Genomic DNA, 23,606 nt, shown 5'->3' on the forward strand with positions numbered 1-23,606 from the left:
CAAACCCGTATAACTACCGCCATTCAAATAAGCCTTAACAAGCCTAAGCTTAAAATTCAAACTGTGTTTTTTGTAATTAACCATAAAAATGCCCCCAAGAAGTGTCTAACTTTTTGGGGGCAGTGCAATTGCTTCCGGGGCTTTTTTATTTGTGGGTAATAGCTTATTCGTAGTAATTCGGAACGCGGTGACCGCTGCTTTCCAGAAGTCTGTCTTTTTTGAACAGGGTTACATCTGCTGTTACCATGTCGTTCACCAATGCTTTCAGATCATATTTAGGTTTCCAGCCTAGTTTGGTCATCGATTTGGTCGGGTCGCCGATCAATAGTTCCACTTCTGTCGGGCGGAAATAACGTGGGTCAACTGCTACCACTTCCTTGCCTATTTCGATCTGGAAATCCGCATGGTTGCTTTTGACAACTTTCGCAGTTTCACCAGCGCCTTCGCCGGAGAATTCCACTTCGATACCCACTTCTTCAAATGCCATTCTAACGAAATCACGAATGCGGGTGGTAACACCTGTCGCGATCACGAAATCTTCGGCCGTTTCCTGTTGCAATATCAGCCACATCGCTTCTACGAAGTCCTTGGCGTGGCCCCAGTCGCGTTGTGCGTCAAGGTTACCCAAATACACTTTATCCTGCAAGCCCAAGGCAATGCGGGCAACTGCGCGGGTAATTTTTCTTGTCACGAAAGTCTCACCTCTCAGCGGCGATTCGTGGTTGAAAAGGATACCGTTTACAGCAAACATATCATAAGCTTCGCGGTAGTTCACCGTGATCCAGTACCCGTACAGTTTCGCAACTGCATAAGGGGAGCGTGGGTAAAATGGGGTAGTTTCAGATTGCGGCACTGCCTGTACTAATCCGTACAACTCAGAAGTGGAAGCCTGGTAGATCTTCGTTTTCTTAGTCAAACCAAGCAGGCGAACTGCTTCCAGGATACGTAAGGTCCCGATCCCGTCCACATTGGCGGTATATTCAGGTTCTTCAAAACTTACCTGCACGTGCGACATCGCACCCAGGTTATATATCTCATCAGGTTGTACTTCCTGGATAATGCGGATGATGTTAGTGGAATCGCTCAGGTCACCGTAATGCAGGTGGAAACGCACATTTTTTTCGTGCGGATCTTCATAGATATGGTCGATCCGCTGGGTATTGAACAAAGAGCTGCGGCGTTTGATACCGTGCACTTCATATCCTTTGCTCAAAAGGAGTTCAGCAAGATAGGCACCATCCTGACCGGTGATCCCGGTAATTAATGCTTTTTTCATTTAACGTTGGTAAAGTGAAGTATAAACAGAAAGAATCTGCCGATAAAAATACTAATAAATCAAATGCTTTTTCCTGATACCTACTTTTCGTAAAATATTCAAAGATGAAGCCAATTTCTTCCCAGAAAATTCCACGCGACTGGTCTCCATCTGACTATAAGTTTGTCGATCCGCTCAGACTATAAAATCAAATAATTCAAAAGTGTTCCTCATCGCGGGACTTAAATCAGCGTAAATCTGAACCGGAATTCCAGTAACTGGATGGGCAAACGCAACGAAATGCGCATGCAGCAACATCGTCTCCATTCCAAATCTTTCTTTGAAAAACCTATTCTGCTTGTTACAGCCGTGTGGACGGTCGCCTATGATCGGGTGCATGATATGCGCCATGTGCTTTCTGAGCTGGTGCATGCGGCCGGTGGTGGGTGTTAGCTCGACGAGGGAATATCGGGAAGTGGGATGATTAGTCGTTTGAAATGGCACTTCGGTTCTTTGAAGGGTGCGGAAAGCGGTGAAAGCTTCCTGGATAACACCGTCGTCGCGTTTGAGCGGGTAGTCGATTTCGCCCGAATCTGGCGTGAAGCCGCGTACTATAGCGTGGTACGTTTTCTCAACCTGACCGTTCTGGAACTGCTGCTGCATAAGGCTATTCACTTCCTCATTTAATGCAAATAGCAAGACTCCGGCGGTTTTTCTGTCGAGCCTGTGTACGGGGTAAACGCGCTGACCAAGCTGGTCGCGCAGGATCTGGACTGCGAACTGATCTGTATCAACGGCCAGCGAAGTCCGGTGGACCAAGAGCCCGTGCGGTTTGTTGACCGCAACCAGGTATTCGTCCTGATACAAAATTGGCAGCGTAGGAATGCTTTCGGAAATCACTTAAAAAATGGACAATTGTTTTTCCGATTTCTCTGTCAGCACTGCATAGGAACTGGGTTTAATGCCACGCAAATAGGGAAACATTTTAAGTAAACCATATTTGATCCTGGTCACAAGAAGGCCGGTCGGATTGTTTTTAAACAAAGGTCTGATCACATCTTCGTGATATAAGTGACAAATATCCTGCTTAACCTGAAAATTCTCGGAAGCCAGCAAAAAGCGAAAAAGTCCGGGCGTGTAGATATTAATATGTCCGTAGGATAAAAAGTGCTTTACTTTTTCATCCACATAAAATGAAAAATCAATAGGTACTTCAAAGATCTGGTAGCGAGAAACCCGCTTGATCTCGCGGAGCAAAATGCGTTCATGCTCAACATGTTCGAGCACGTGGGAGCAGATTACCAGGTCAAAATGATTGTCGGGATACGGGAGCTGATATCCATCAAACAGCAATACATCGTTTAAATGCCTGATGTTTTTTTCTTTGATCAGTGAAATGCCGCTTTCCGAGATTTCTACACAGTTTAAGTCGTCACAAAAGTTAGATTCTGACAGCCATTTGAGGATACTCCCCTCCCCTGCGCCAACTTCCAGTACATTTTTAAACTGGATACTTTTCGAAAGCTCGATGATATTGAGTGCCTTATACTTGGCTCCCGTGTTACGCCAGGCGACAGAATCCTGGTCATATTGGGCAGAATACGAGTCTTTTATATTCCCTGATATTTGCATAAATCCTAGGATGAAGCGCTGAACAGCAGTTTTTACTGATGCTTTTTGTTATAACGAATACGAAAACGGATGATCCCCCAAAGTACCAGGTACAGAATCCCAAGCAGCAACCCTATTTCTAAACTAAATACCAGCGCAGTCCTGTCCATGATACTATCGAACAGATTCGTAAGAATCAGTCCCGGTTCGTGGATGATATCCCAGCTGTTCATTCTTCGAACCCTTCCCAAATACACACCAAATCCGGCCAATGGAAGGCTGATTACCAACATGATATTGGCTGTCCTTCTGTAAAAAACACGCCGCCAGGCTCGGTGTATCCAGTAGAGTGAAACCAATCCATTGAAAAGGCTCACTTCCGCATAGAAAAAAAGCATGATCGTGTCATGCCAGGTTAGATCCCTTTGATAATCCACGCTCAAATGCGCCAGATCCGTGATCATATAAGGCGCATTGGGGAAGAACGCGAGCCACATAATGCTGATCAGCAGCAGGCTCACGGGCATGTCCGGGAAACGCTTTGTTATACTATCTGCAAAAAAAGCGACGATCAGGGGTATCCAGCTCAGAAAGAGGTTCCAGTCCATCGAAAAATCGACCGGTGCATTAAAGAAAATCCTGATTAAATGGAAGAAAACCGCGGCGAGACTCAGTACCAACAACAGCAATAGCGAAAACAACCCTTCCATTGTGATAATCGGCGGGTCGGTGATGCTAAACTTGTAATTTCTTATCCAATCTATTAAACGGTCCAAACGTACTCAATTTAGGTTCATGCATGTCGACTACAAAGCAAGACAAATGAACAGGAAAAATAGGAATCAAGTACTATCTCACGTTTTCATTACAAGAAAACGTTGATTTAGTACCAGAACTATTTCACGCCCTGCTGCTTCACAATGACGAACTCTGAATAAATTTTATGCTTGAGAAGGGTTATTAAACTCTTTTTTAGGTTTCCGACGCTTTTGTCCGCTACCAGTGGACCTGGATCCCTCCTTAGAGCCGGAAGGTTTTTTACGTCCGGGCGGCTTGAAACGTTTCGGCTCAAATGCCGGCGCTTCACCCAGGCCGAGTTCTTTTGTAACAGATTTTTTTTCTAATTCCTTTTCAAAAAGCCGCTCTATTTTCAAAACGTATTTCTGATCCTGCTCATTAATGAATGTGATCGCTGTTCCTTTTGACTCGGCACGTGCCGTACGCCCGATACGGTGGACATAATCCTCAGGATCGCGCGGTACATCATAATTTACTACGTGACTTAGATTATCAATATCAATACCACGCGACAAAACGTCTGTGGCCACGAGGACAGGAAACTGCCTGTTTTTAAAATTTCTCAATACAATCTCGCGATCGGCCTGCTCCGAATCCGACGAAATACCGTGCGCGTCCATTCCGAGTTTTCTCAATGAGTGCACAATCGGCTCAACGGTAGATTTGCGGGATGTGAAGAGTACCATGCTCGTGCTTTGTACCTGACTGAGCAGGTGAAGCAGCAGCGGCAACTTCTGTTCGTCGCTAGCCAGGTAAAATTGCTGGTCAATGCGGTCAGCCGGACGGGAAACAGCGAGCCGGATTTCCTCCGGATTTTTCAGAATCCGTTTGGCCAGCTCATTGATCTTCGAAGGCATGGTAGCCGAGAACATAAGCGTTTGCCTCTGAGCGGGTAAGAAACTCATTATTTTAAGGATATCACTCAGGAAACCCATATCCAGCATTCTGTCCGCTTCATCCAATACCAAATGTTTGATATCGCCGAAATTTACGTATCCGAGCTGCAAATGCGCGATAAGCCTGCCTGGTGTGGCAATGATAATATCTGCGCCTTGTGTTAATGCTTTTTTCTGCTGGTCCCATTCCGGGCCCTTATTGCCTCCATAGACCGCAATACTGGTTGCGCCTACAAAATATCCCAATCCCTGGATTTGCTGATCGATCTGAACAGCGAGTTCGCGGGTTGGTACCAATATCAATGCACCCGTGTGAATGTTGGATTGGTGTGCTACTTTATCTAAAATGGGGATCAGATAGGCGGCTGTTTTGCCGGTACCTGTTTGTGCGCAGGCCAGCAGGTCTTTTCCGTCAAGTATGTAAGGGATTGCCTGCTCCTGGATCGGTGTTGCCTGCTTGTAGTTCATAGATTCCACGGCGTTGATCACGTCCTCGTGGAGTTCAAATTCGTCGAAATTCAAAGTTCAGCTTTTAAATCTGTCACGTTATGACAGGATGTTTATAGAAAGAGCTGACTTAAATTTTCCGAGTCAGCAAACCGCTTGATTTTAACAAATATAACAAAAAAAGCCTTTTGAAGGAAAAATGCAAGTGAGAATTGGCAAAAGCGTAGTCTGCCATAGACTTTCTAGCCCGCCTACTGCCATTTCGCCCAGAAATCACTCTTACTCGTGGCGCTGAGCTTCAACAGCATAAGGTAAATGCATGCCGGATATATATGGTGCAGCAACCGGTCCGTTGAGGCTTCCAAATGCCAGGTCAAATCGTGCGGGGTGGTGAGGTACACTGCGAAATACCCTAACAGAACCATGGTAATTACCGCGAAAGGAAATGTCCTTACGAACGGGATTTTATTGAACAAAACAATTGCAGATAGCAGAATCACTATCCAGTAGTATTCAAATGCAGTTAAAAGTAAATATTTAGCAATCAATAAGTAACGCATCGGAGAGGCGATCAAATCAAGCAGTTCCGCGCCCCTGCTGGCATGGACCAGATCGTTGGCCGGCGCCAGCACGAATTTGAAATGTAGCAGGATCAATAAAGGAATCAGCGCTCCCGCGACATAGCGCAACACCGTAACCGGTTTACGCAAGTTTTGTAATAAAAATAGAAACGAGAAGACGACAAAAAACAGCTGGCCTTCATTTTTTACCCACGTTGCGCTACCTGCGAAAAATCCAAGTAGTACCAGCAGCTTTGCATTGCCGCCGGCAGTTGTTTCTTTATAAATGATGAAAGTTACTAAGATAAATAGAGCCAATAATGTGTCAGCATATTGCGACCCGGCAACGTTGATGAACTTGGTATCCAATGCGAAAATGGCCAGCGCTATCGCGGCGGAGAACAGGTGACCAAATCGGTTCAATGCAAGAAAGACGGTTAATGGAATTGCGAGTAATACCAGATGAGCAATCGCAATAGGTACAAATGGTATAATCGTGCCCAAGCCTCTCCAAATGAATGCAATCAGAGACGGTAACATGAGCGGATAATCGGGGTGAGTTACCCGTAGCTTATCTGTATACAAAAACAGATTAGTCCAATACTCGGGATGGAAAAGGAACTTCGCATGCAGGTTCCAGATCGCCCAGGCATCCCAGTCTCCCCACCGGTAGACATACTGATTAAAACCGGTGGTAAGCACCAGCGCCGCAACCGCCATGACCAGGAGTTTCAAATTACTCGCAGCTTGTAACGGAGGCAGTGATTTACTTTTTATATCCTTGAAATACAACCATCCCGTTAGGCCGGTGACTAAAATAGGAACAGCGAGTAACAGGCGGTAATCTATTCGAAAAAGCAGGCTAAGGTAATGGAGGTAGCTTGCCAGCGAAATGGTAAGTGCAAACGAACACGGATAGTTGAGGAGACTATTCAGTCCGGCAAATTTGCGTAGCAAAAAACTGGTTGAAAAAAGGAGACCGGCTAAGCATAAAAGTGTGGCTAAAATCAACATATCTATCTTTTCAGGCGCATTAAGGTATATTTCAGCTGCCGATCATTCGCAGTTGAGATCGTCTCATACTGTTCTTTGGGAATGGCTGGAAGCTGATGTTCTTCTAGAAGCAATATGGTGTCAGCTTTACTTTCCAGCTGCAAAACGGCCGGCGCCAATATCAGTGCAGATTTGAAATACAGCACACCGTGTCTGCCGGCGGGCGTATTGGTTTGAAAAGCGATATTCGAATGAGGGGAGATATAATTTTCTACACCTGAAAGCAGCGCATTCATTGTATCCAGCTCGGTAGCTGCATGCTCAGAATCCAGTTTTTGGTAGTTTTTAAAAGTAACCCAGCACAGGTACAAGATCACCAGAACAGCCACTCTTCTCATCGCGGGACGTTTTTATAGTAGCCGCGAAGATACAAGGGGATTTTTATTGTCAGTGCAGCTACCGCCCCGCTTTTAATCTATCAATAAACATAATAGCCCGGTCGATCCGAACCTGCACCGACTTGGCCCTGGCGATGTAATAGATCATTGCCCGCTGTTTGCTCGGCATAGATTCGTAGAAAAGCCGCTTTCCGACTTCGTCTATTTCGAGCAGCTCTTTCAGCTCTTCGGGCATATCGCGACCGAACTCACTTTCGTCTTTCCAGACCTTTGCAAAAAGTTTCTGTCCCAGAACAAATTTGCCCTCCTGCCGGAGAGGGGTACCTATATTAATATAAAAACCTCCACCGCCTCTCGGCCGGATTGCGCATTGGAACTCAACTTTTTCATTTAATACACAACGTACACGCGCAGGCTTTCGGCCTTCCACAAATTGCGCTGCTACTTCGTCCGGCACGAGCATATAAAATTCGCCTCCCTTTTTAGGAAGGCGATCGAGTGTAGCTTCGAAATGTATTGATTCCTGCATATCAGGTTATGCTGCTATTCTGTCAGCGGTTTCACCATAATATCTTTGTAAAAAACAATACTCTTCGGATCGTGCGCCTGCAAGGCGAAGGTGCCTGATTTCAGGAATTTGTTTTTCATATCCCCTTCCCGCTTGTCTACATCCGTTTCCTCGTAATCTACCACCACTTTGTCATTGATCTTGATGGTAATGTGCTTGCCTTCCACTTTAATATACTCAGTATACCACTCGCCGTCCTTCACATAGGTTTCCTTTACATCAACCACATTATACAAGCTGCCTGTGCGCTTATAGTCTGTATGCGACTGGTTTACCTGCACTTCGTAACCCTGCGAAGGCCAGCCGTCTTCCTGGTATGCAGTATGAATAAAGATCCCGGAGTTGGAGCCCTTCTGAGTTTTTACAGTGGCTTTGAACTCAAAATTTTTGAACATATGATTCTTCACCGGTCCCTCGTAAAACAAATGCGCGCGCGGCCCCGCAACCTGGATTGTCCCGTCCACAATTGTGAATGAACTTGCATTAGCGCCGACTTTCCAGCCACTGAGATCCTTTCCATTAAAGAGTGAGATCCAGCCGTCCTGAGCGTGGGCAGAGATTCCTGCAAGTATTAAAACCAGCGCAAATGCCGCTGAGGTGATTTTTTTCTTCATGTGTTTTTGGTTTTTGAAATTAAGATTGAGCCTGCCGAATGTTTCAGAAAGTAAAGAGAGGTTGCGGATTAAAACTACTGATCAATATGAAAAAAGGGCACCCTGGTATCAGGCGCCCTTTTCCTTGTAGGATAAGCATTTATTTGGTCAACACAATCCGTCTCGTTTGCGTCTTCCCTTCAGTTTTAATCATAAAAATATACATCCCTGATACCTGCTGCCTAAGGTCAATGGACTCCTGAATGGTTTTTCCCGCACCAGTATCCGACTTTTGCCAAACAGTTTGACCAAGCATATTCGTTACAGACAGATTTGCATGCTTACTCTTACCCAGGTAAAAGCTCGCAACTACTTGCCCGTCGGTTGGGTTGGGTGAAACAGTTATCTCTGCATATTCTAACTCATTTCCGGGTTGGAGCTCTACTTCTTCTACCACAGCTATTCTCGCTGGCGATGCGCAGGTTACTGCCCTTGGTGAACCTGGCACGATGTAACTGGTACCTTTCACGCGGAGACTGATCGAATGGGTTTTCCCATCTTTCATTGCTATCGGTGTAGAAAGATTGAAACCGTAATTACCAGTACCAAACCCTTTGTTTTTTATATCTTCCCGATACAGGCTGGCTGTGACAGTACCAAAAACCGTCGTCCCCTCGATTATCTCAAGTGTCATTGTTTTCTCGGGATAGTTTTTATCCCATGCCCAACCTTTTATCGTAGCGCAGCTTAGATAATCAAACCCTCCACCGTACAAGGCTGGTAGTGAACAATTGACAGATTTTGGTGAGCCTGTCAGAATTGTACTGGTGCCTTTGATACGCACACTGACAGCATGGGTCGCCCCGTCTTTTAGAATAGCAGGCGCTGGTATAGAAAATCCATAGTTTCCAGTGCCCATGCCAGCTGTCTTCAGGTCTGCACGGTATGTATCTGCTATCACTGTTGCCAGAATAGTACTGCCTTCCATTACCTCCACAGTCAATACCTTCGCAGGATAGTTTTTATCCCAGGCAAAGCCTTTGATGAAGTTACAATCCGCACTTTCAAGCGTTCCCGCATAGGCTGTCGGGACCGCGCAGGTGACAGATCGGGGTGAACCGGGAACAATGTAAGTGGTACCTTTTACCCGTACACTCAAGATGTGGGCAGCGCCATCTTTTAAAGAAGCAGGAAGCGGAATCTCAAACCCGTAGATACCTGTGCCGAAGCCTCTTGTTTTGATATCTTCCCGGTACTTGTTGGCCAACACAGTTGCAATTACTGTGCTGCCTTCCATGATCTCGACAGTCAATGCCTGATCGGGATAGTTCTTGTTCCATGCCCAACCTTTGATCGTAGCGCAGCTTAAAAAGTCAAATCCGCCGCCGTAAGATGCTGGTAATGCGCAGTTCACTGATTTTGGTGAGCCTGTCAGAATTGTACTGGTGCCTTTGATACGCACACTGACAGCATGGGTCGCCCCGTCTTTTAGAATAGCAGGCGCTGGTATAGAAAATCCATAGTTTCCAGTGCCCACGCCAGCTGTCTTCAGGTCTGCACGGTATGTATCTGCTATCACTGTTGCCAGAATAGTACTGCCTTCCATTACCTCCACAGTCAATACCTTCGCAGGATAGTTTTTATCCCAGGCAAAGCCTTTGATGAAGTTACAATCCGCACTTTCAAGCGTTCCCGCATAGGCTGTCGGGACCGCGCAGGTGACAGATCGGGGTGAACCGGGAACAATGTAAGTGGTACCTTTTACCCGTACACTCAAGATGTGGGCAGCGCCATCTTTTAAAGAAGCAGGAAGCGGAATCTCAAACCCGTAGATACCTGTGCCGAAGCCTCTTGTTTTGATATCTTCCCGGTACTTGTTGGCCAACACAGTTGCAATTACCGTGCTGCCTTCCATGATCTCGACAGTCAATGCCTGATCGGGATAGTTTTTGTTCCAGGCCCAACCTTTGATCGTAGCGCAGCTTAAAAAGTCAAAACCGCCGCCGTACAAGGCTGGTAGCGCACAGGTCACATTCTTTGGAGAGCCACCTAAAATAATGCTCGTACCCTTTATCCGAACGCTTAAAGCGTGTGCTTTTGCATCCCGTAATGCAGATGGTAAATTAAAACTGAAACCGTATTTGCCTGTCCCGGTACCTGCTTGTTCAAGATCTGACCGGTAGATATCTGCCGTATCAGTAGCCCATATCTTGGTCCCCTCCATCAACTCCACGACAACTGCTTTATCTGGATAACTTTGATCCCATGCGAATCCTTGAATGGTATTGCAGTCAGCGCTTTCCAGCATACCCGCGTGAGACGAGGGAACTGCGCATGTAAGCGTGCGGGGCGAGTTTTTAAGAACGAACGACGTACCTTTGATTCTGGCACTCAACTCATGTGTTTTTCCATCTTTTAAAGCAGCAGGTAAGGGAACACTATAACCGTAATTAGCTGTTCCGATTCCACCATCCTGTAAATCCTGGCGAAATGCATTTGCAACTACGGTAGCATATATTGTAGTCCCTTCGTACACCTCAATGGTCATCGCGGTCTCAGGATAAATTCTGTCCCAGGCCCACCCGTAAAGTTTCTGACAATCAGCATATGCGTAGCCGTCGAACTGTGATGCAGAGCAGGTGATGCTTTTGCTGCCGGTAATCAGATAACTCTTTCCTTTGATTCGGATGCGTAACTGATGATTTTTACCATCTTTCAAGCTTAGTGGTAGGGCAATATTAAACCCATACTTGCCCGTGCCTATTCCCGCATTTTTAAGGTCGGCACGATAGATATTTGCGATGCCACTTCCGTGAACGGTTGTTCCTTCCACTATTTCAAACTCGAGGGCAGCATTGGGATTGTTTTTGTCCTGCATCCAGCCTACGATATTTCCACAATCAGCCGTTTCGAAGGTGCCGGCGTAAGAACAGTTGATCGTTTTAGGTGAGCCAGTCAGGACATAGGTGCTGCTACGCACTCTGACGCTAAGCTCCTGTCCTTCCCCATTCATTAAATTACTCGGCACCTGAACCCGAAATCCATACTTGCCCGTACCTTTCCCGGCACTTGCAAGATCGCTCCGGGAATTGCTTGCAACAAAAGTCGCATGTACTGTTCCTCCGACAACCAATTCGAGTGTCAGCGCAGCTTCCGGATGGTTTTTATCCCAGGCCCACCCAGCTATTTCCGAACAACCGGCAGTCTCGAACTCGCCTTCGTAGCTCGCTGCAACGTTGGCTACATTCAGCGCAGCAAATGTGTAAGCACGGTATTGATTCGGGACAATCTTTCCAACTGTTGAAATCGATCCTTTTGACAAGGAACTTGGTCCACTCAAAAGAGCGACCTCATCTACGGTGGAAGTTATGATTTCCCATTTTGAAGTACTGGTACTCCATCCAACCAGTGCCAGATTTTCTAGTGACTGCTCAGTCAAAGTAGCAATATCGCTCGATGCATCCCAGGTGAAAGAGAGTTTTGATGGGTTTGTACCGTCAACGTCCCAGTATTCTTTGTTGCTGACATTTTTGATACCGGTTTCTTTGCTGGCAGTCGAAAAAGGTGCTCCGCTTGGGAGTGTTGCCGCACCAGGATCGATTTTAAAGTATGCGCCAACTGTTCCATCCGCCTCCGCAGCGAATGGCCTGTAAATACCATTATCACCCACCGGAAAAGTAAAGTGAGTAGCACCGTACTTTTTTACATAACCGTCTACATGCTTTGTATTGCTTACACCAGTCAGCGTTGATGATGCTGAAAAACTGACCACACCTGGCGGAGAGCTTCGCTCTGTAACAACAATTCCGTTTTGCCCGTAGCCGAGTGTTATGCAAACAAACAGAAAAATCAGGCCTGATAGCGTACGTTGATGAATCTTACTCATAATTACATTTATCCGGTTATCGTGACGCCATAGTCACCTAAGAATTTCAATTCCCCTCCAACCTTGACCTTCACATTCTTTACACTTATGTTTTGCCCTACTTCGATATTATGCCCTGTATTGACCTGCACAATATCCTTGGGCGATGGTACCCGCCCGGTAGACCATATATCCGGATTAATCCAGGCGCCCGAAGCCAGGGATTGCACCACTTCTGTGAAGAGTGAAGTAGTCTTGAAATCTCGATAGAGGACCCGGTCCGTAGTTGAATCTGCTGTGCCGAACCAGTCATTTAAAATATCTCCATAGACACGACGAAAATCGACCTGCATTTTGATATCCCTATTAGTAATTCCCGGAGAAGGCGATACTGGAAGTAACCCATTCACTAAATCCGGGTTATTACCTACAATCTGTCTTTTGATTCCTGTACCAAATACGAACATGGGCGCTCCTATTCCGTGATCTGTACCTTTGGAAGCGTTGGAAGTTGCCCTTCTTCCAAAATCCGAGAAGGTCATGCCGAGCACTTTATCCTCTGTTCCTTGTAGCTTGAGATCGTTCTGGAACGCAGCAATTCCGTCCGATAATTTTTTGAGAAGTTGGGCATGTATGCCTTCAAGAGGTGTGCTTCCAACCTGAGTTGAATGCGTGTCGAAGCCGCCAAGTTCTACATAATAGATTTTGGATTTCAGTCCTCCATGGATCAAACGGGCAACAATCTTTAACTGCTCAGCCAGCTCGTTCTTTTCAGTTGCAGCAGGATAAGCAGCCATATTGGTACCTGCGTCTGCAGCGGCTTTGATTTCCGATGCATAGCCTACTGCCAATGCTTGTTTTTGACGGATAAATGCAATGAGTTCACCAGCGTCACAGCAAGGCAGACTACCCAAGTCCCCAGTAGTCGACTCTCCTATCAGCTGATAAAAAGATTGGGGATTTTCGATGGTAACGCCCATCGACTGTTGATTTCCCAAAAGCGTCGTTGTGCTGATCTGTCCGATCTGTATCGCCAACGGGTCCTCCATCTCGCCATTGGGATATCCGTCCGGGTAACCACTGTATCGTTCGTTCAGATATCGGCCTGCCCAGCCCGAGGTCGCGTACTGCGTAGAATCCACACCTGTCATCCAGATATCAGTGGAACGGTAATGCGATTGGTCCGGATTGGGATAGGACACAGAATGGATCATTGCGAGCTTCCCGTCGTCATACATTTGCCGCATCCCAGTCATTGCAGGGTGAAAACCGGTTTCGGCATTACCGGACAGCTTTAATACACTACTTTCCGGTATTGCTATATTACTTCTGAGGCTCTGATACTGTGAATAATATTCTAGCGGAATCACAGTGTTTAGCCCGTCGTTTCCTCCTCCCAGGTAAATAATGACCAAGATGCGATCATTATTCAGAGCAGAGGTCCTTTTTAATGACTGGACCAGCGCTGAGCTTTTTGCAAATGATTTTACCCCAAAGCCATTCAGCATCACGGGTACCATCATTGCAGATGCTGCATTTAAAAAATCTCGTCTTTTCATCACAGAATATTAAAACAATTGATATTCAGCCATTCTCAACATATACTTAAGCAGGGCGCGGCAACGCCAGTTGATCGCCCCTTTTTTATTAGCATTAGTAGGGTCAGCTCTGTACGTGTCCCATTCCCTGATCCACGTTGTCCTCGCGCTGCTGTTCATCATCATAATGGAATCTATCAGGAAGTCTTTCTGCGCCTGGTCCAGTTCGGTCGCAAACATATTCTTGCCCAACTCATTGAGAACATCTTCACAGGTTATGGAAGGGGTTCCGGCCACATCAGAAAAATTCGGTTGAATGGCGGATAGTCTACTTACTATATCAATAGCCATCAGGCTGCCAGGCCTTATCGTAACCGTCGGATTAACGAACTTGTCTGTTCCTGCGCCTCTTAGACCCAGGGACGTTTCATTAATCCAGTTTCTTGAATAACCTGTCTGGAAATAAGGAATAGAGCCAAAAACAGAAGGTTGATTAAGGAAATTCAGTTGCAGAGCGTCCATTGTATTTGCCAGGAATGTCATCATGTTCCTGAAAGCCGCTGTATCGGTGGTAATATTAGGCACAGGGATATTGAACAACCGGAGTGTTCCAATCATCAATTCAGAAGGTGCCTTTACAATCGCACCAATATTCCTGTTATCGTAAAAAATCTGGCTTTTCAGCAATTTGGCAAGAACAGGTGCGATTGCGAAGTTGTTTGAGCTACTCTTGAAAAACTCTGCAAGTGGAACGATAACCTGGTCCTCAATATCCTGTGTTACATTAGGGTTGACATACCAGCGATAAAGTTTCCGGCAAATAAACTTTGGCGTTTCATTGTGGCCCAACAACATGTCGACCAAATCGGCCAGTTCTTCATCACCAGCAGAGCTGCTGCTTCTACCCGTAATAACCCGATCGTTATAAAAAGACGAAAACACTTTGTCTGTGATATCGTGACGGCTTGCGGTAAAAACAGCACCCAAAGAGTCTGAACCCATACCGGTTTGCGCCTTCACTTGCCAGCCTGTCAAGACCCTCGCGGCTGCCTTTACGTCATCTTCGGTATAATTCGGGTTCCCATTGAAGTCTTTCTGACCAACAGTAAACAGTTCCTGTAATTCCCTCGCGAAGTTCTCATTAGGCTGACCTTTCGTACTCTCATTCCCGTTCTGAAAATAGAGCATCGCAGGATCCTTTGATATTTGTATTACAAGTTCCCTGAAGTTGCCCAGCGCGCCACTTCTCAGAAGGCGGATATATTTGTCTACAGCACGATAGTCCTCAAAAGATGCATAGGTCGTTACAAAATGATTTTGCCAGAATGCTGTGAGCTTCTCTAAAACAGACGGTTTTCCGTTCTGCTCGGCCATCAAACCTATCCACCAGTATTTGATGTAGGAATAATAAGCAAAGTGCCGGGAGGTGTAAGGCTTATCAAGAAATGTAGCTCCGAAGTCAGATCTGGATTCCTGCATTTCCACCGGTGGGGGCGGTGAGAGCGTAAAGGATGAATTATTAATTAAAAGATCAACTGCTTCCGAGGCCGTCTTGCCGGTAAGCGTATTAATTTCCTGCTGTGTAGGACCGAAAGTCGCTCTCCTGAGTAAATGAGCCGCAGTTTTTGAACTAAGAGTAGTGGTGTAAGTATCCAAATATGCCATTGATCACGATATTTAGTAGTAGTCTGGCAGTCAGACCGAGTACAGCGAATAGATTAAAAAATGCCTATCAAAAGGTTGATCGTGAAGGCCGGTCAGCTCAGTAATTTGAATAACTAATCTCTCACGAACACCTATCAACTTTATTCTATACAAAAGTACCAACATTAAGGTGATAACTACAAAGTAATTCTACGATTATTATAATAATTGTTCCATACCCAGTTTGTGTGTCATGAAAGTGGATATCCGTCGCATGAATGCGTGATGATAATCTGGGTTAGATTATTCGATAGGGACTAGATGGCTACTCTCAATCCGGAATAATCCAATTTCTTTTTTTTCGCAGGACTGGCTGGCCGGGCCTATAATTTTGTAGGATTTAATTTTTTAATCTTAAATTTGTCCAAATTCTAAATACGTTCCCGGCGCGAGGTGGATGTGCTGTTGTTGCATCACAGGCCATAAAAGCCAATAAAGTATGTTTGACTGGCTATTTGATAAAAGAAAGAGAAAAGATGTAAGGCTTGACCACATCGGTATAGATATTCACTCACACCTGATTCCCGGAATAGATGATGGTGTTGAAACAGTCGAGGAAGCCGTTGCAATGGCCGCAAAAATGCAGTCGCTCGGATATTCAGAGATATTTACTACTCCTCACGTAATGTGGGATTGCTATCGAAATACGCCGGAGATTATATTGCAGGGGGTAGAAAAAGTACGACAGGCTGCAAAGGCTGCGGGATTGACAATCGGGATTAATGCTGCTGCTGAATACTTTATAGATGAGCACTTTAACGAAATGCTGGCCAAGGGTGAGCGGCTCCTCACCTTGCCGGGGAATCGGCTTTTGGTGGAGTTGCCCTATTCTACTCCGCTGATGAATACGTCGGAAAATATTTTCTCAATTCTCTCGAAAGGTTATCAGCCTGTCCTTGCACATCCCGAACGCTATACCTATTTTTTTTCCAACCCTGCCGAATATAAGAAACTAGCCGATGGAGGTTGCGAACTTCAGGTGAACATCCTTTCTCTAACCGGCTATTATGGAGAGAATATCCTGAAAATGGCTGAATGGCTTCTCAAAAACAACCTCATTACATTCATAGGCACTGATGCACATAAAATTCAGCATTTAGAGCTTATTAGTAAAAGTGACAAAAATAGCTGGGTGTCGAAATATCCTTTTAGCAACGAAAAACTCCTGGGCATTTGATTTTCCCGATTGAATTTATTCTATATTTGTTCTGAGTTTTTGATTCGCAGCTTATTGAATATTACCGAGATTCGAAGAATCTCACCCAGATTACCTGACGTTTAAATAGTAAAGTCGCGTAAAAATCGAGATCAAAAGCAATTTCATTTCAGAAGCCTGCTGCTCGACTAACACATTGATTTACAACGTACTTATTGCCACTATAATCTACTCATCGTTTTTCTATGTCTCCATTCTCACCGAAACTTGTTAAATCACTTCTCATCCTGGTTGTTGTTTCCATGGCAATTTTCACGGGTACCACCTCCTGTGTATCGCCTAAATCGATTGTATATTTCCAAGGTGACACTACTCGGTTCTCGTCCGCAAAAATTCAGCAAAGTTACGTTCCGACTATTGCAAGCAATGACATGCTTTCAATCATCATAGGGAGTTTGAACCCAGAAGCGAATGCCATATTTAATGCTGCAAATGAGTTTACCTCATCCTCCGTTAGCTACGGAGCCGGAAGCAGTGCTGCACGACAGCCGTTTGGTTATCTAGTAGATAGTGAAGGGAATATCGAATTGCCTCTGATCGGTAAAGTGCGCATCGCAGGTCTTCAGACGCAAGTAGCAGCTGATACGATCAGGCAACGACTTTTGGTTTACCTTAAAGAACCCTCAGTTAATATCAAGAATATCAACTTCAAAGTGTCAGTACTTGGGGAAGTAAACAGACCTGCGGTGTATGTGATCCCTGACGAAAAAATCACGCTGCCGGAGGTTCTCAGTCTTGCAGGTGACCTTACTATATTTGGGAAGAGAAGCAATGTAATGATTATCAGGGAAGAGAAAGGCGAACGCCAGTATGCGAGGGTTGACTTGACATCAAGGGAAATCTTTGAATCTCCCTATTATTACCTGCATAAGAATGATGTGATTTATGTTGAGCCTATTAAAGCCCGCATGAACACCACAGACCGAGCTGTACAATTAGCTCCGATCTTCCTGAGTGCGATTACAGCAATCAGCCTTCTCGTATACCGCTTCGCAAGATTCTAATATTCAACGTTATCCAAAAATAAGCTCAACAAAAAAGAAAATATGGCTGTTACGAACAATCGAAATTCCGACCTGAACCGTGAGCAAATGGAGGAATCGGAAAAGAAATTTGATTTGCAGAGTTACATACGTGGCTATGTAAGATATTGGTTCCTATTCCCTTTGTGTCTGGCGATCGCGCTTACTGCGGCGTTCTTCTATCTTCAGGTGAAGCAGCCTGTATACCTGTCAAAGGCGAAACTGCTGATTAAGGATGAGAAAAAGGGACTTAGCGGTGGAAACGATTTCATCGAGGAAATGGCTCAGTTCGGCGGAAACAAGCTGGTAGAAAACGAGATTGAGATTCTGAAATCCCAGTCGCTGATGGAGCAGACGATCCGCGAATTGCAATTAGACGTCAGCATTGAAACCAAGGATGGTTTGAGAACAGTCGATCTGTACAAAACCAGTCCTGTTATTGTTAAGCCAGAATTAATTTCTGAGTACGGGCTTCAAAATCCGCTTGTGATCCATGTGATCGATGCCAATACGTTTTCGATCAACGATGAAGATGCAAAATACCAGTATGGACAGAAATTCAGAAACCCATGGGGGCTTTTTGCTGTATATAAAGGCTCTGACTCTCAGTACAAGGATGTCAGTGTAAATTTCAGCGATGTTAAAAGACTGACCGGCAGCATGCTCGCACGTTTGGAGGTATTGAAACCAAACCAAAAAAGCACTGTGCTCGAGTTGTCTTTTGAAGATACTTCGATCCAACGTGGAAAAGATATCCTGAACAAGTTGCTGGATGTTTATGTGCAGTCTTCTCTTAACGATAAAAACAGCGAAGCAAGCAATACGCTGAAATTTATCGAGTCAAGGCTGGGATTGATCACAGGTGAGTTAGGTGATGTTGAGAAGGACGTAGAATCTTATAAGAAAACGCAGGGCTTAACTGATATCAGCGCGGAATCGAATCTGTACTTACAGAATATCAAGGAAAACGACGCGCAGCTTAACGATGTCAACATCAAGATCAGTGTATTGGAAAGTGTTGACAACTATATCAAAAATGCTGGCGATGGAGCTCCTGCCCCTGCCACTTACATGATAAATGACCCTATTCTGGTTTCACTTTTGACCAGATACAACGATCTGCAAATTCAGCGTGAGAAATACGCACAGACCACACAGGCAAGCAACCCGCTTTTAGGTACCATCAATACGCAGATTGCCAATACAAGACAGGCTATCAGAGAGAACGTTCAAAATCTCCGCAGGGGCATGGACGTGACAAAATCCAGCCTGGAAGGGGTTAACTCCCGTTTCTCAGCAGGACTTCGCAGTATTCCACAGAAAGAAAGAGAGTATGTGGGTATTAAGCGTCAACAGAGCATTAAAGAAGGTCTCTATCTGTATCTTCTGCAGAAAAGAGAAGAGACGGCCCTGGGATATGCTGCCACGGTAACGGATAGCAGGCTGGTAGATGCACCTACTGCTTCTTTAAGTCCTATCAAACCGAAGGGAATGTATGTTTGGGTTGGAGCCGGGGCTGGTGGCATTCTTGTTCCGCTGATCCTGATCAACTTGTTGCTAATGCTGAATAATACAGTTCAGACGCGTGAAGATATTGAGAAACTGGCCCATATCTCCGTAATTGGCGACATCGGACACATGAAGACCGAGAAAGACAAACCAGGTGAGGCTATTATCAAAATGACAAGCCGGAGCGCGGTGGCAGAGCAGTTCAGGGCATTACGTACCAACCTCCAGTACCTGGGAGACGGTACCTGCCGCGTGATCATGTTCACTTCTTCAATCGGTGGCGAAGGAAAAAGCTTTGTAAGTATCAATCTTGCGGCCAGTCTTGCTTACTCTGATAAAAGGGTGTTGCTGATCGGTTTGGATTTAAGAAAGCCTACGCTGCATGAGCGTCTGCAGATATCCAACAAATACGGTGCTTCCAACTGCCTGATCGGACAAGGTACGCCTGAGGATTTCATTCAACCATCTGAAATTCACCCGAAATTCGATGTACTCACCAGCGGACCGATTCCACCAAATCCTTCTGAATTGATCAGCAATGGTCGACTTCCGATCATGCTTGCTGAGCTACGTGAACAATACGATTACATATTGATAGATTCACCACCTTTCGGCCTGGTTACAGATTCTGCCCTGATCGAAAAGCATGTGGACGCTACATTGTACCTGGTACGCTTCAACTACACGCTGGTTGATCACCTGAGACGTTTGTCCGAAATTCAAAAAGTAAACAGGTTCAATAACCTTTCTGTCATCTTCAATGGTGTTAAATACGGCGGTGGCTACGGTTACGGTTACGGCTATGGATACGGAGGTTATGGATACGGATATTACGGTGAAGAAAAAGAAAGTAAGATCCAGAATTTCGAATCGAAGCTCCGGAAAATGATCACCCGCGGCTAACAAATGTGATGTATATGTCATTCCAAATTTTAAATTACATTTATTAATGAATGCAGTTTAAAATTTGGAATTAGACCAACATCGTTCTATTTTCAAGTCGAATTAGCGGCATATCTCACGTCGCATCCTGTTACAGAATACTAATTACTCAACGATATATGAAAACTTTAATTTCGAAATTCCCCTCCAAGCCGGAGCCCTCACCTTTTGCCTTTACCAGAAAGAGTTGCAGCGCCATTTGACCGGAAACTTGTCAATCCAATCATTTAATTCTTAGAAACATGAAACTAGCAGTAGTGGGGACAGGCTATGTCGGCCTGGTCACTGGCACTTGTTTTGCCGAAACTGGAAATCAGGTCACTTGTGTGGACATTGATGTAAACAAAATTGAAAGGTTGAAAAAAGGAGAGATACCTATTTTCGAGCCTGGGCTGGATGTACTTTTTGATCGCAATGTGGCAGAAGGCCGCCTTACTTTTACAACCGATCTAAAAGCGGGTATCGAAGGCGCGGAAGTAATATTCCTCGCATTACCTACTCCTCCGGGAGAAGATGGATCTGCCGATTTGAAATATATTCTTAAAGTGGCTGATGATCTGGGACCTATTTTGTCTCAGTACACGGTCATTATCGATAAAAGCACCGTCCCTGTTGGTACTGCGGAGAAAGTGCAGGCGGCAATCGCGAAGAATGCAACGATAGATTTCGACGTAGTTTCAAACCCTGAGTTTCTGAGAGAAGGTGTTGCTGTTGAAGACTTTATGAAACCTGACAGGGTTGTGGTAGGTACTACTTCTGCCAAAGCTCAGAAAGTAATGGAGAAACTGTATGCCCCGCTTGTACGCCAGGGTAACCCGGTCATTTTTATGGACGAACGTTCAGCCGAAATGACCAAATATGCTGCCAACTCCTTCCTCGCGTTAAAAATCACCTTCATGAACGAGGTAGCAAACCTTTGCGAACTCGTTGGTGCGAATGTAGATGATATCAGAAGGGGTATCGGAACTGACAGCCGGATCGGAAACAGGTTCCTTTTCGCCGGAATAGGTTATGGAGGCAGCTGCTTCCCTAAGGATGTGCAAGCTCTTGCAAAGACTTCGGATGATTACGGATACGACTTCCGTACATTGAAGTCCGTTATGGCGGTTAACGACGATCAGAAGAAAAAGCTGCTCCCCATCGTGCACGAGTACTTCGATGGCAGTCTGGCCGGAAAAACAATAGCCGTATGGGGACTTGCTTTCAAGCCTTACACCGACGATATCCGGGAAGCACCGGCGCTGGAAAATATCAAGGCTCTCCTGGAAGCGGGCGCGAAAGTGACTGTGTACGATCCTGAGGCAATGGAGAATGTGAAGCGTCTTATTCCGGAGATCACTTATTGCCACACCGCTTATGCTGCACTTGATGATGCAGATGCGCTGATGATATTTACAGAGTGGCCTCAATTCCGCACACCAGATTTCACAAAAATGGGGAAACTATTGAAAGAAAAAGTGATTTTTGACGGTCGCAACCTATACGAATTGGATCAAATGCGGGACTTAGGATTTACCTATTACAGCATTGGTCGAGAAGCATTGAATGTCCCTGCCTTAGCATAGGGTATTGCCAGAGTGTACACGAGTTTATCTGGAAAAACGAACATAGCCTTGTTAGTAAATGTCGTCTAGCGCCAAAAAGATTTCCATCATAATACCCACTTTTCGGGATTGGGACAGATTAAGCATTTGTCTTTCAGCCTTATCTAAGCAGACCTTTCCAAAGAGCGATTTCGAAATCATTGTAGCTAATAACGATCCAGCTGATGAGATGCCACATGGATTTGTTATCCCCGAAAATGGTGCAGTTATAAAAGTTGCAAAACCTGGATCTTATGCGGCTAGGAACGCGGCAATTGTTAGAGCACAAGGTCAAATTCTTGGCTTTACCGATTCTGATTGTATTCCTGAAAGTGACTGGATATTAAATGCTTATAATTATTTTTTGGAACATTCAGAGGTAAGCAGGATAGCCGGCCATATCGAGTTGTTTTTTAAACGAGACCAATTGTCACCAGCAGAGGTTTTCGAGAAAGTTTACGCCTTTAAACAGGATCTGGTAGCTGAACGACTCAATTCTTCAGTCACGGGAAATATGTTCGCACATAAAAAGGTTTTCGATGAAGTAGGGTTATTTAATGATTCGTTGTTTTCAGGCGGTGATCATGAATGGGCACGGCGCGCCCACGCCAATGGCTTTAACATTGCCTATTCAGAAAGGGTAAGTGTAAAGCATCCCGCAAGATATAAAATGAGTGAATTGGTTAAAAAATCTCGCCGAGTCGGTGGTGGCAGAGCCGGGATGAAGCGAACAAATCTATGCAAATCTGCGGCGAAGGTGTTGTGGGCGGTGATACCTCCATTCACAGAAGTAAATAATTACTTAAGGCGTTATGGCAGTGGTATGAGCGCATATCAAAAGATTCAGGTACTGGCAATTAAGGGATATTTGGATTTTGTCGAACGTTTAGAAGAATTCAAATTTTCAACGGGAAAAACCGCAGAAAGAGGGTAGCGTTTATCTTATGAATCAGAAAAAGAGAATCTTAATTGTGCATCACAGCGGCAACCTTGGCGGAGCTCCAAGGAGCCTATCATTTCTTTTGGATAAGATTGACTACCTGAGATATGAGGTTGAATTACTCTGCATAAAACGAGGCCCGGGGTTAAATTTGTTTAGAGGTCGTCCACTTAATCTTATTATTAATGAGCGAATTTTCCCTTTTCATGGCTCAACCGTTAGCGGTATGCACTTTAAATTGTTTATTAAAAACCTTTTGTATGCGCCTCAGTCCTTTCTTGCTGCAAGGAAACTCATTAAATTACGAATGCCAGAATTGGTGCATTTGAACTCTTCTTCCTTGTTTATCGTAGCAATGGCGGCAAAATCGGTGAGCATAAAAATTAAGGTCGTCTGTCACATCCGCGAACCTCTACTTAGGAGATCTTTTGCCGGGTGGCTCATCAAAACTTTCTGTTATTTGTATGTGGATGAATTCATAGCGATAGATAAATTTGCGGCAGCAAGTATGAAGACCCGGAATAACATAAAGATCGTTTACAATGCTGTAAATTTTGAGGAATACAATCCTGATATCAAGTCTAAGATACTTAGGCAAGAGCTTAGGTTACCAGCAGCCTCTATCATATTTCTTTATCTAGCTCGATTTTCAGAAAGTAATGGCACACTACAGCTTATCCAGATGGCTAAGGCGTTGAGCGGAAAGTATAATCATTTTCATTTCGTATTGGCAGGGCTCAAATCAGGTCATTCGGACGGCTATACGAGTAGAGTAGTTCAAAGCGCATTTGGAAATCCACATATTCATTTAATGCCTTTTCGAGAGGATGTCCCATCAATAATAGCTTCTTGTGACATCCTTGTTGTACCGTTTACAGAACCACATTTTGCCAGATCCATCGTTGAAGCTGCTGCAATAGGCAAACCTAGTATAGGATCAAATTTAGGGGGGGTAAATGAGCTCATCGTTAACGGAGAAACTGGTTTTTTGTATGATACACCAGACGAATTACAACAGTATTGCGAGATACTAGGCACCGACGAATCTTTGAGACTTCGTATGGGAACTGACGCTGTACTGTTCGCAAAAAGAAATTTTGACAACCGCATCAGTTCTGCACTAGTATTTAAAACGTATGACAAATTACTAACTGAGTCTGTTTAAAAC

General features: G+C 44.9%; 18 protein-coding genes. 6 read left to right on the forward strand and 12 right to left on the reverse strand.

Features of this window, described 5'->3' with window-relative positions; translation table 11 throughout:
- Positions 1–163: 163 nt before the first annotated feature.
- The 12 genes from gmd to KOD92_RS19310 all read right to left on the reverse strand — a co-directional run bounded on the left by gmd (position 164) and on the right by KOD92_RS19310 (position 15,187).
- On the reverse strand, positions 164–1,276 hold the full coding sequence (gmd, locus tag KOD92_RS19255; protein ID WP_215235232.1) for a GDP-mannose 4,6-dehydratase: 1,113 nt from the start codon (positions 1,274–1,276) through the stop codon (positions 164–166).
- Positions 1,277–1,450: 174 nt separating this feature from the next.
- Entirely contained in the window at positions 1,451–2,152 is a 702-nt protein-coding gene (locus KOD92_RS19260; protein ID WP_229254782.1) for a pseudouridine synthase, read from the reverse strand.
- Positions 2,153–2,155: 3 nt separating this feature from the next.
- Entirely contained in the window at positions 2,156–2,887 is a 732-nt protein-coding gene (locus KOD92_RS19265; RefSeq protein WP_215235233.1) for a class I SAM-dependent methyltransferase, read from the reverse strand.
- A gap of 32 nt (positions 2,888–2,919) precedes the next feature.
- Entirely contained in the window at positions 2,920–3,642 is a 723-nt protein-coding gene (locus tag KOD92_RS19270; RefSeq protein ID WP_229254756.1) for a DUF1361 domain-containing protein, read from the reverse strand.
- Positions 3,643–3,807: 165 nt separating this feature from the next.
- Positions 3,808–5,082 carry a DEAD/DEAH box helicase gene (locus KOD92_RS19275; protein ID WP_215235234.1) on the reverse strand — a complete coding sequence of 425 codons (1,275 nt, stop codon included), beginning with the start codon at positions 5,080–5,082 and terminating at the stop codon, positions 3,808–3,810.
- A gap of 176 nt (positions 5,083–5,258) precedes the next feature.
- Entirely contained in the window at positions 5,259–6,524 is a 1,266-nt protein-coding gene (locus tag KOD92_RS19280; protein ID WP_215235235.1) for a hypothetical protein, read from the reverse strand.
- Between the two features lie 59 nt (positions 6,525–6,583).
- Positions 6,584–6,958 carry a hypothetical protein gene (locus tag KOD92_RS19285; protein WP_215235236.1) on the reverse strand — a complete coding sequence of 125 codons (375 nt, stop codon included), beginning with the start codon at positions 6,956–6,958 and terminating at the stop codon, positions 6,584–6,586.
- A 58-nt stretch (positions 6,959–7,016) separates the two neighbouring features.
- On the reverse strand, positions 7,017–7,487 hold the full coding sequence (locus tag KOD92_RS19290; protein WP_215235237.1) for a YdeI/OmpD-associated family protein: 471 nt from the start codon (positions 7,485–7,487) through the stop codon (positions 7,017–7,019).
- A gap of 14 nt (positions 7,488–7,501) precedes the next feature.
- The gene (locus KOD92_RS19295) at positions 7,502–8,140 is read right to left on the reverse strand and encodes a 3-keto-disaccharide hydrolase (RefSeq protein WP_215235238.1); all 639 of its coding nucleotides are present in this window, start codon (positions 8,138–8,140) and stop codon (positions 7,502–7,504) included.
- Positions 8,141–8,279: 139 nt separating this feature from the next.
- Positions 8,280–12,005 carry a T9SS type A sorting domain-containing protein gene (locus tag KOD92_RS19300; protein WP_215235239.1) on the reverse strand — a complete coding sequence of 1,242 codons (3,726 nt, stop codon included), beginning with the start codon at positions 12,003–12,005 and terminating at the stop codon, positions 8,280–8,282.
- 8 nt (positions 12,006–12,013) lie between these two features.
- On the reverse strand, positions 12,014–13,543 hold the full coding sequence (locus KOD92_RS19305; protein ID WP_215235240.1) for a DUF1501 domain-containing protein: 1,530 nt from the start codon (positions 13,541–13,543) through the stop codon (positions 12,014–12,016).
- 9 nt (positions 13,544–13,552) lie between these two features.
- A complete protein-coding gene (locus tag KOD92_RS19310) occupies positions 13,553–15,187 on the reverse strand; it encodes a DUF1800 domain-containing protein (protein WP_215235241.1) in 1,635 nt (544 codons plus the stop codon).
- A 478-nt stretch (positions 15,188–15,665) separates the two neighbouring features.
- Here KOD92_RS19310 and KOD92_RS19315 point away from each other — a divergent pair, with 478 nt between their 5' ends.
- The 6 genes from KOD92_RS19315 to KOD92_RS19340 all read left to right on the forward strand — a co-directional run bounded on the left by KOD92_RS19315 (position 15,666) and on the right by KOD92_RS19340 (position 23,603).
- Entirely contained in the window at positions 15,666–16,403 is a 738-nt protein-coding gene (locus KOD92_RS19315) for a tyrosine-protein phosphatase (RefSeq protein WP_215235242.1), read from the forward strand.
- Between the two features lie 281 nt (positions 16,404–16,684).
- The gene (locus KOD92_RS19320; RefSeq protein ID WP_255567396.1) at positions 16,685–17,446 is read left to right on the forward strand and encodes a polysaccharide biosynthesis/export family protein; all 762 of its coding nucleotides are present in this window, start codon (positions 16,685–16,687) and stop codon (positions 17,444–17,446) included.
- Between the two features lie 42 nt (positions 17,447–17,488).
- Complete coding sequence (locus tag KOD92_RS19325) at positions 17,489–19,876, forward strand: GumC family protein (protein WP_229254759.1); 2,388 nt, start codon at positions 17,489–17,491, stop codon at positions 19,874–19,876.
- Between the two features lie 281 nt (positions 19,877–20,157).
- Positions 20,158–21,480: a UDP-glucose dehydrogenase family protein gene (locus tag KOD92_RS19330; protein ID WP_215235244.1), complete on the forward strand. Its 1,323-nt coding sequence runs from the start codon at positions 20,158–20,160 to the stop codon at positions 21,478–21,480.
- A 58-nt stretch (positions 21,481–21,538) separates the two neighbouring features.
- On the forward strand, positions 21,539–22,432 hold the full coding sequence (locus KOD92_RS19335) for a glycosyltransferase family 2 protein (RefSeq protein ID WP_215235245.1): 894 nt from the start codon (positions 21,539–21,541) through the stop codon (positions 22,430–22,432).
- Positions 22,433–22,442: 10 nt separating this feature from the next.
- Positions 22,443–23,603 (forward strand): glycosyltransferase family 4 protein, encoded by a 1,161-nt coding sequence (locus KOD92_RS19340; RefSeq protein ID WP_215235246.1) that lies wholly within the window; start codon positions 22,443–22,445, stop codon positions 23,601–23,603.
- Positions 23,604–23,606: the final 3 nt, after the last annotated feature.

Source organism: Dyadobacter linearis, from assembly GCF_907165045.1.
GTDB lineage: Bacteria > Bacteroidota > Bacteroidia > Cytophagales > Spirosomataceae > Dyadobacter > Dyadobacter linearis.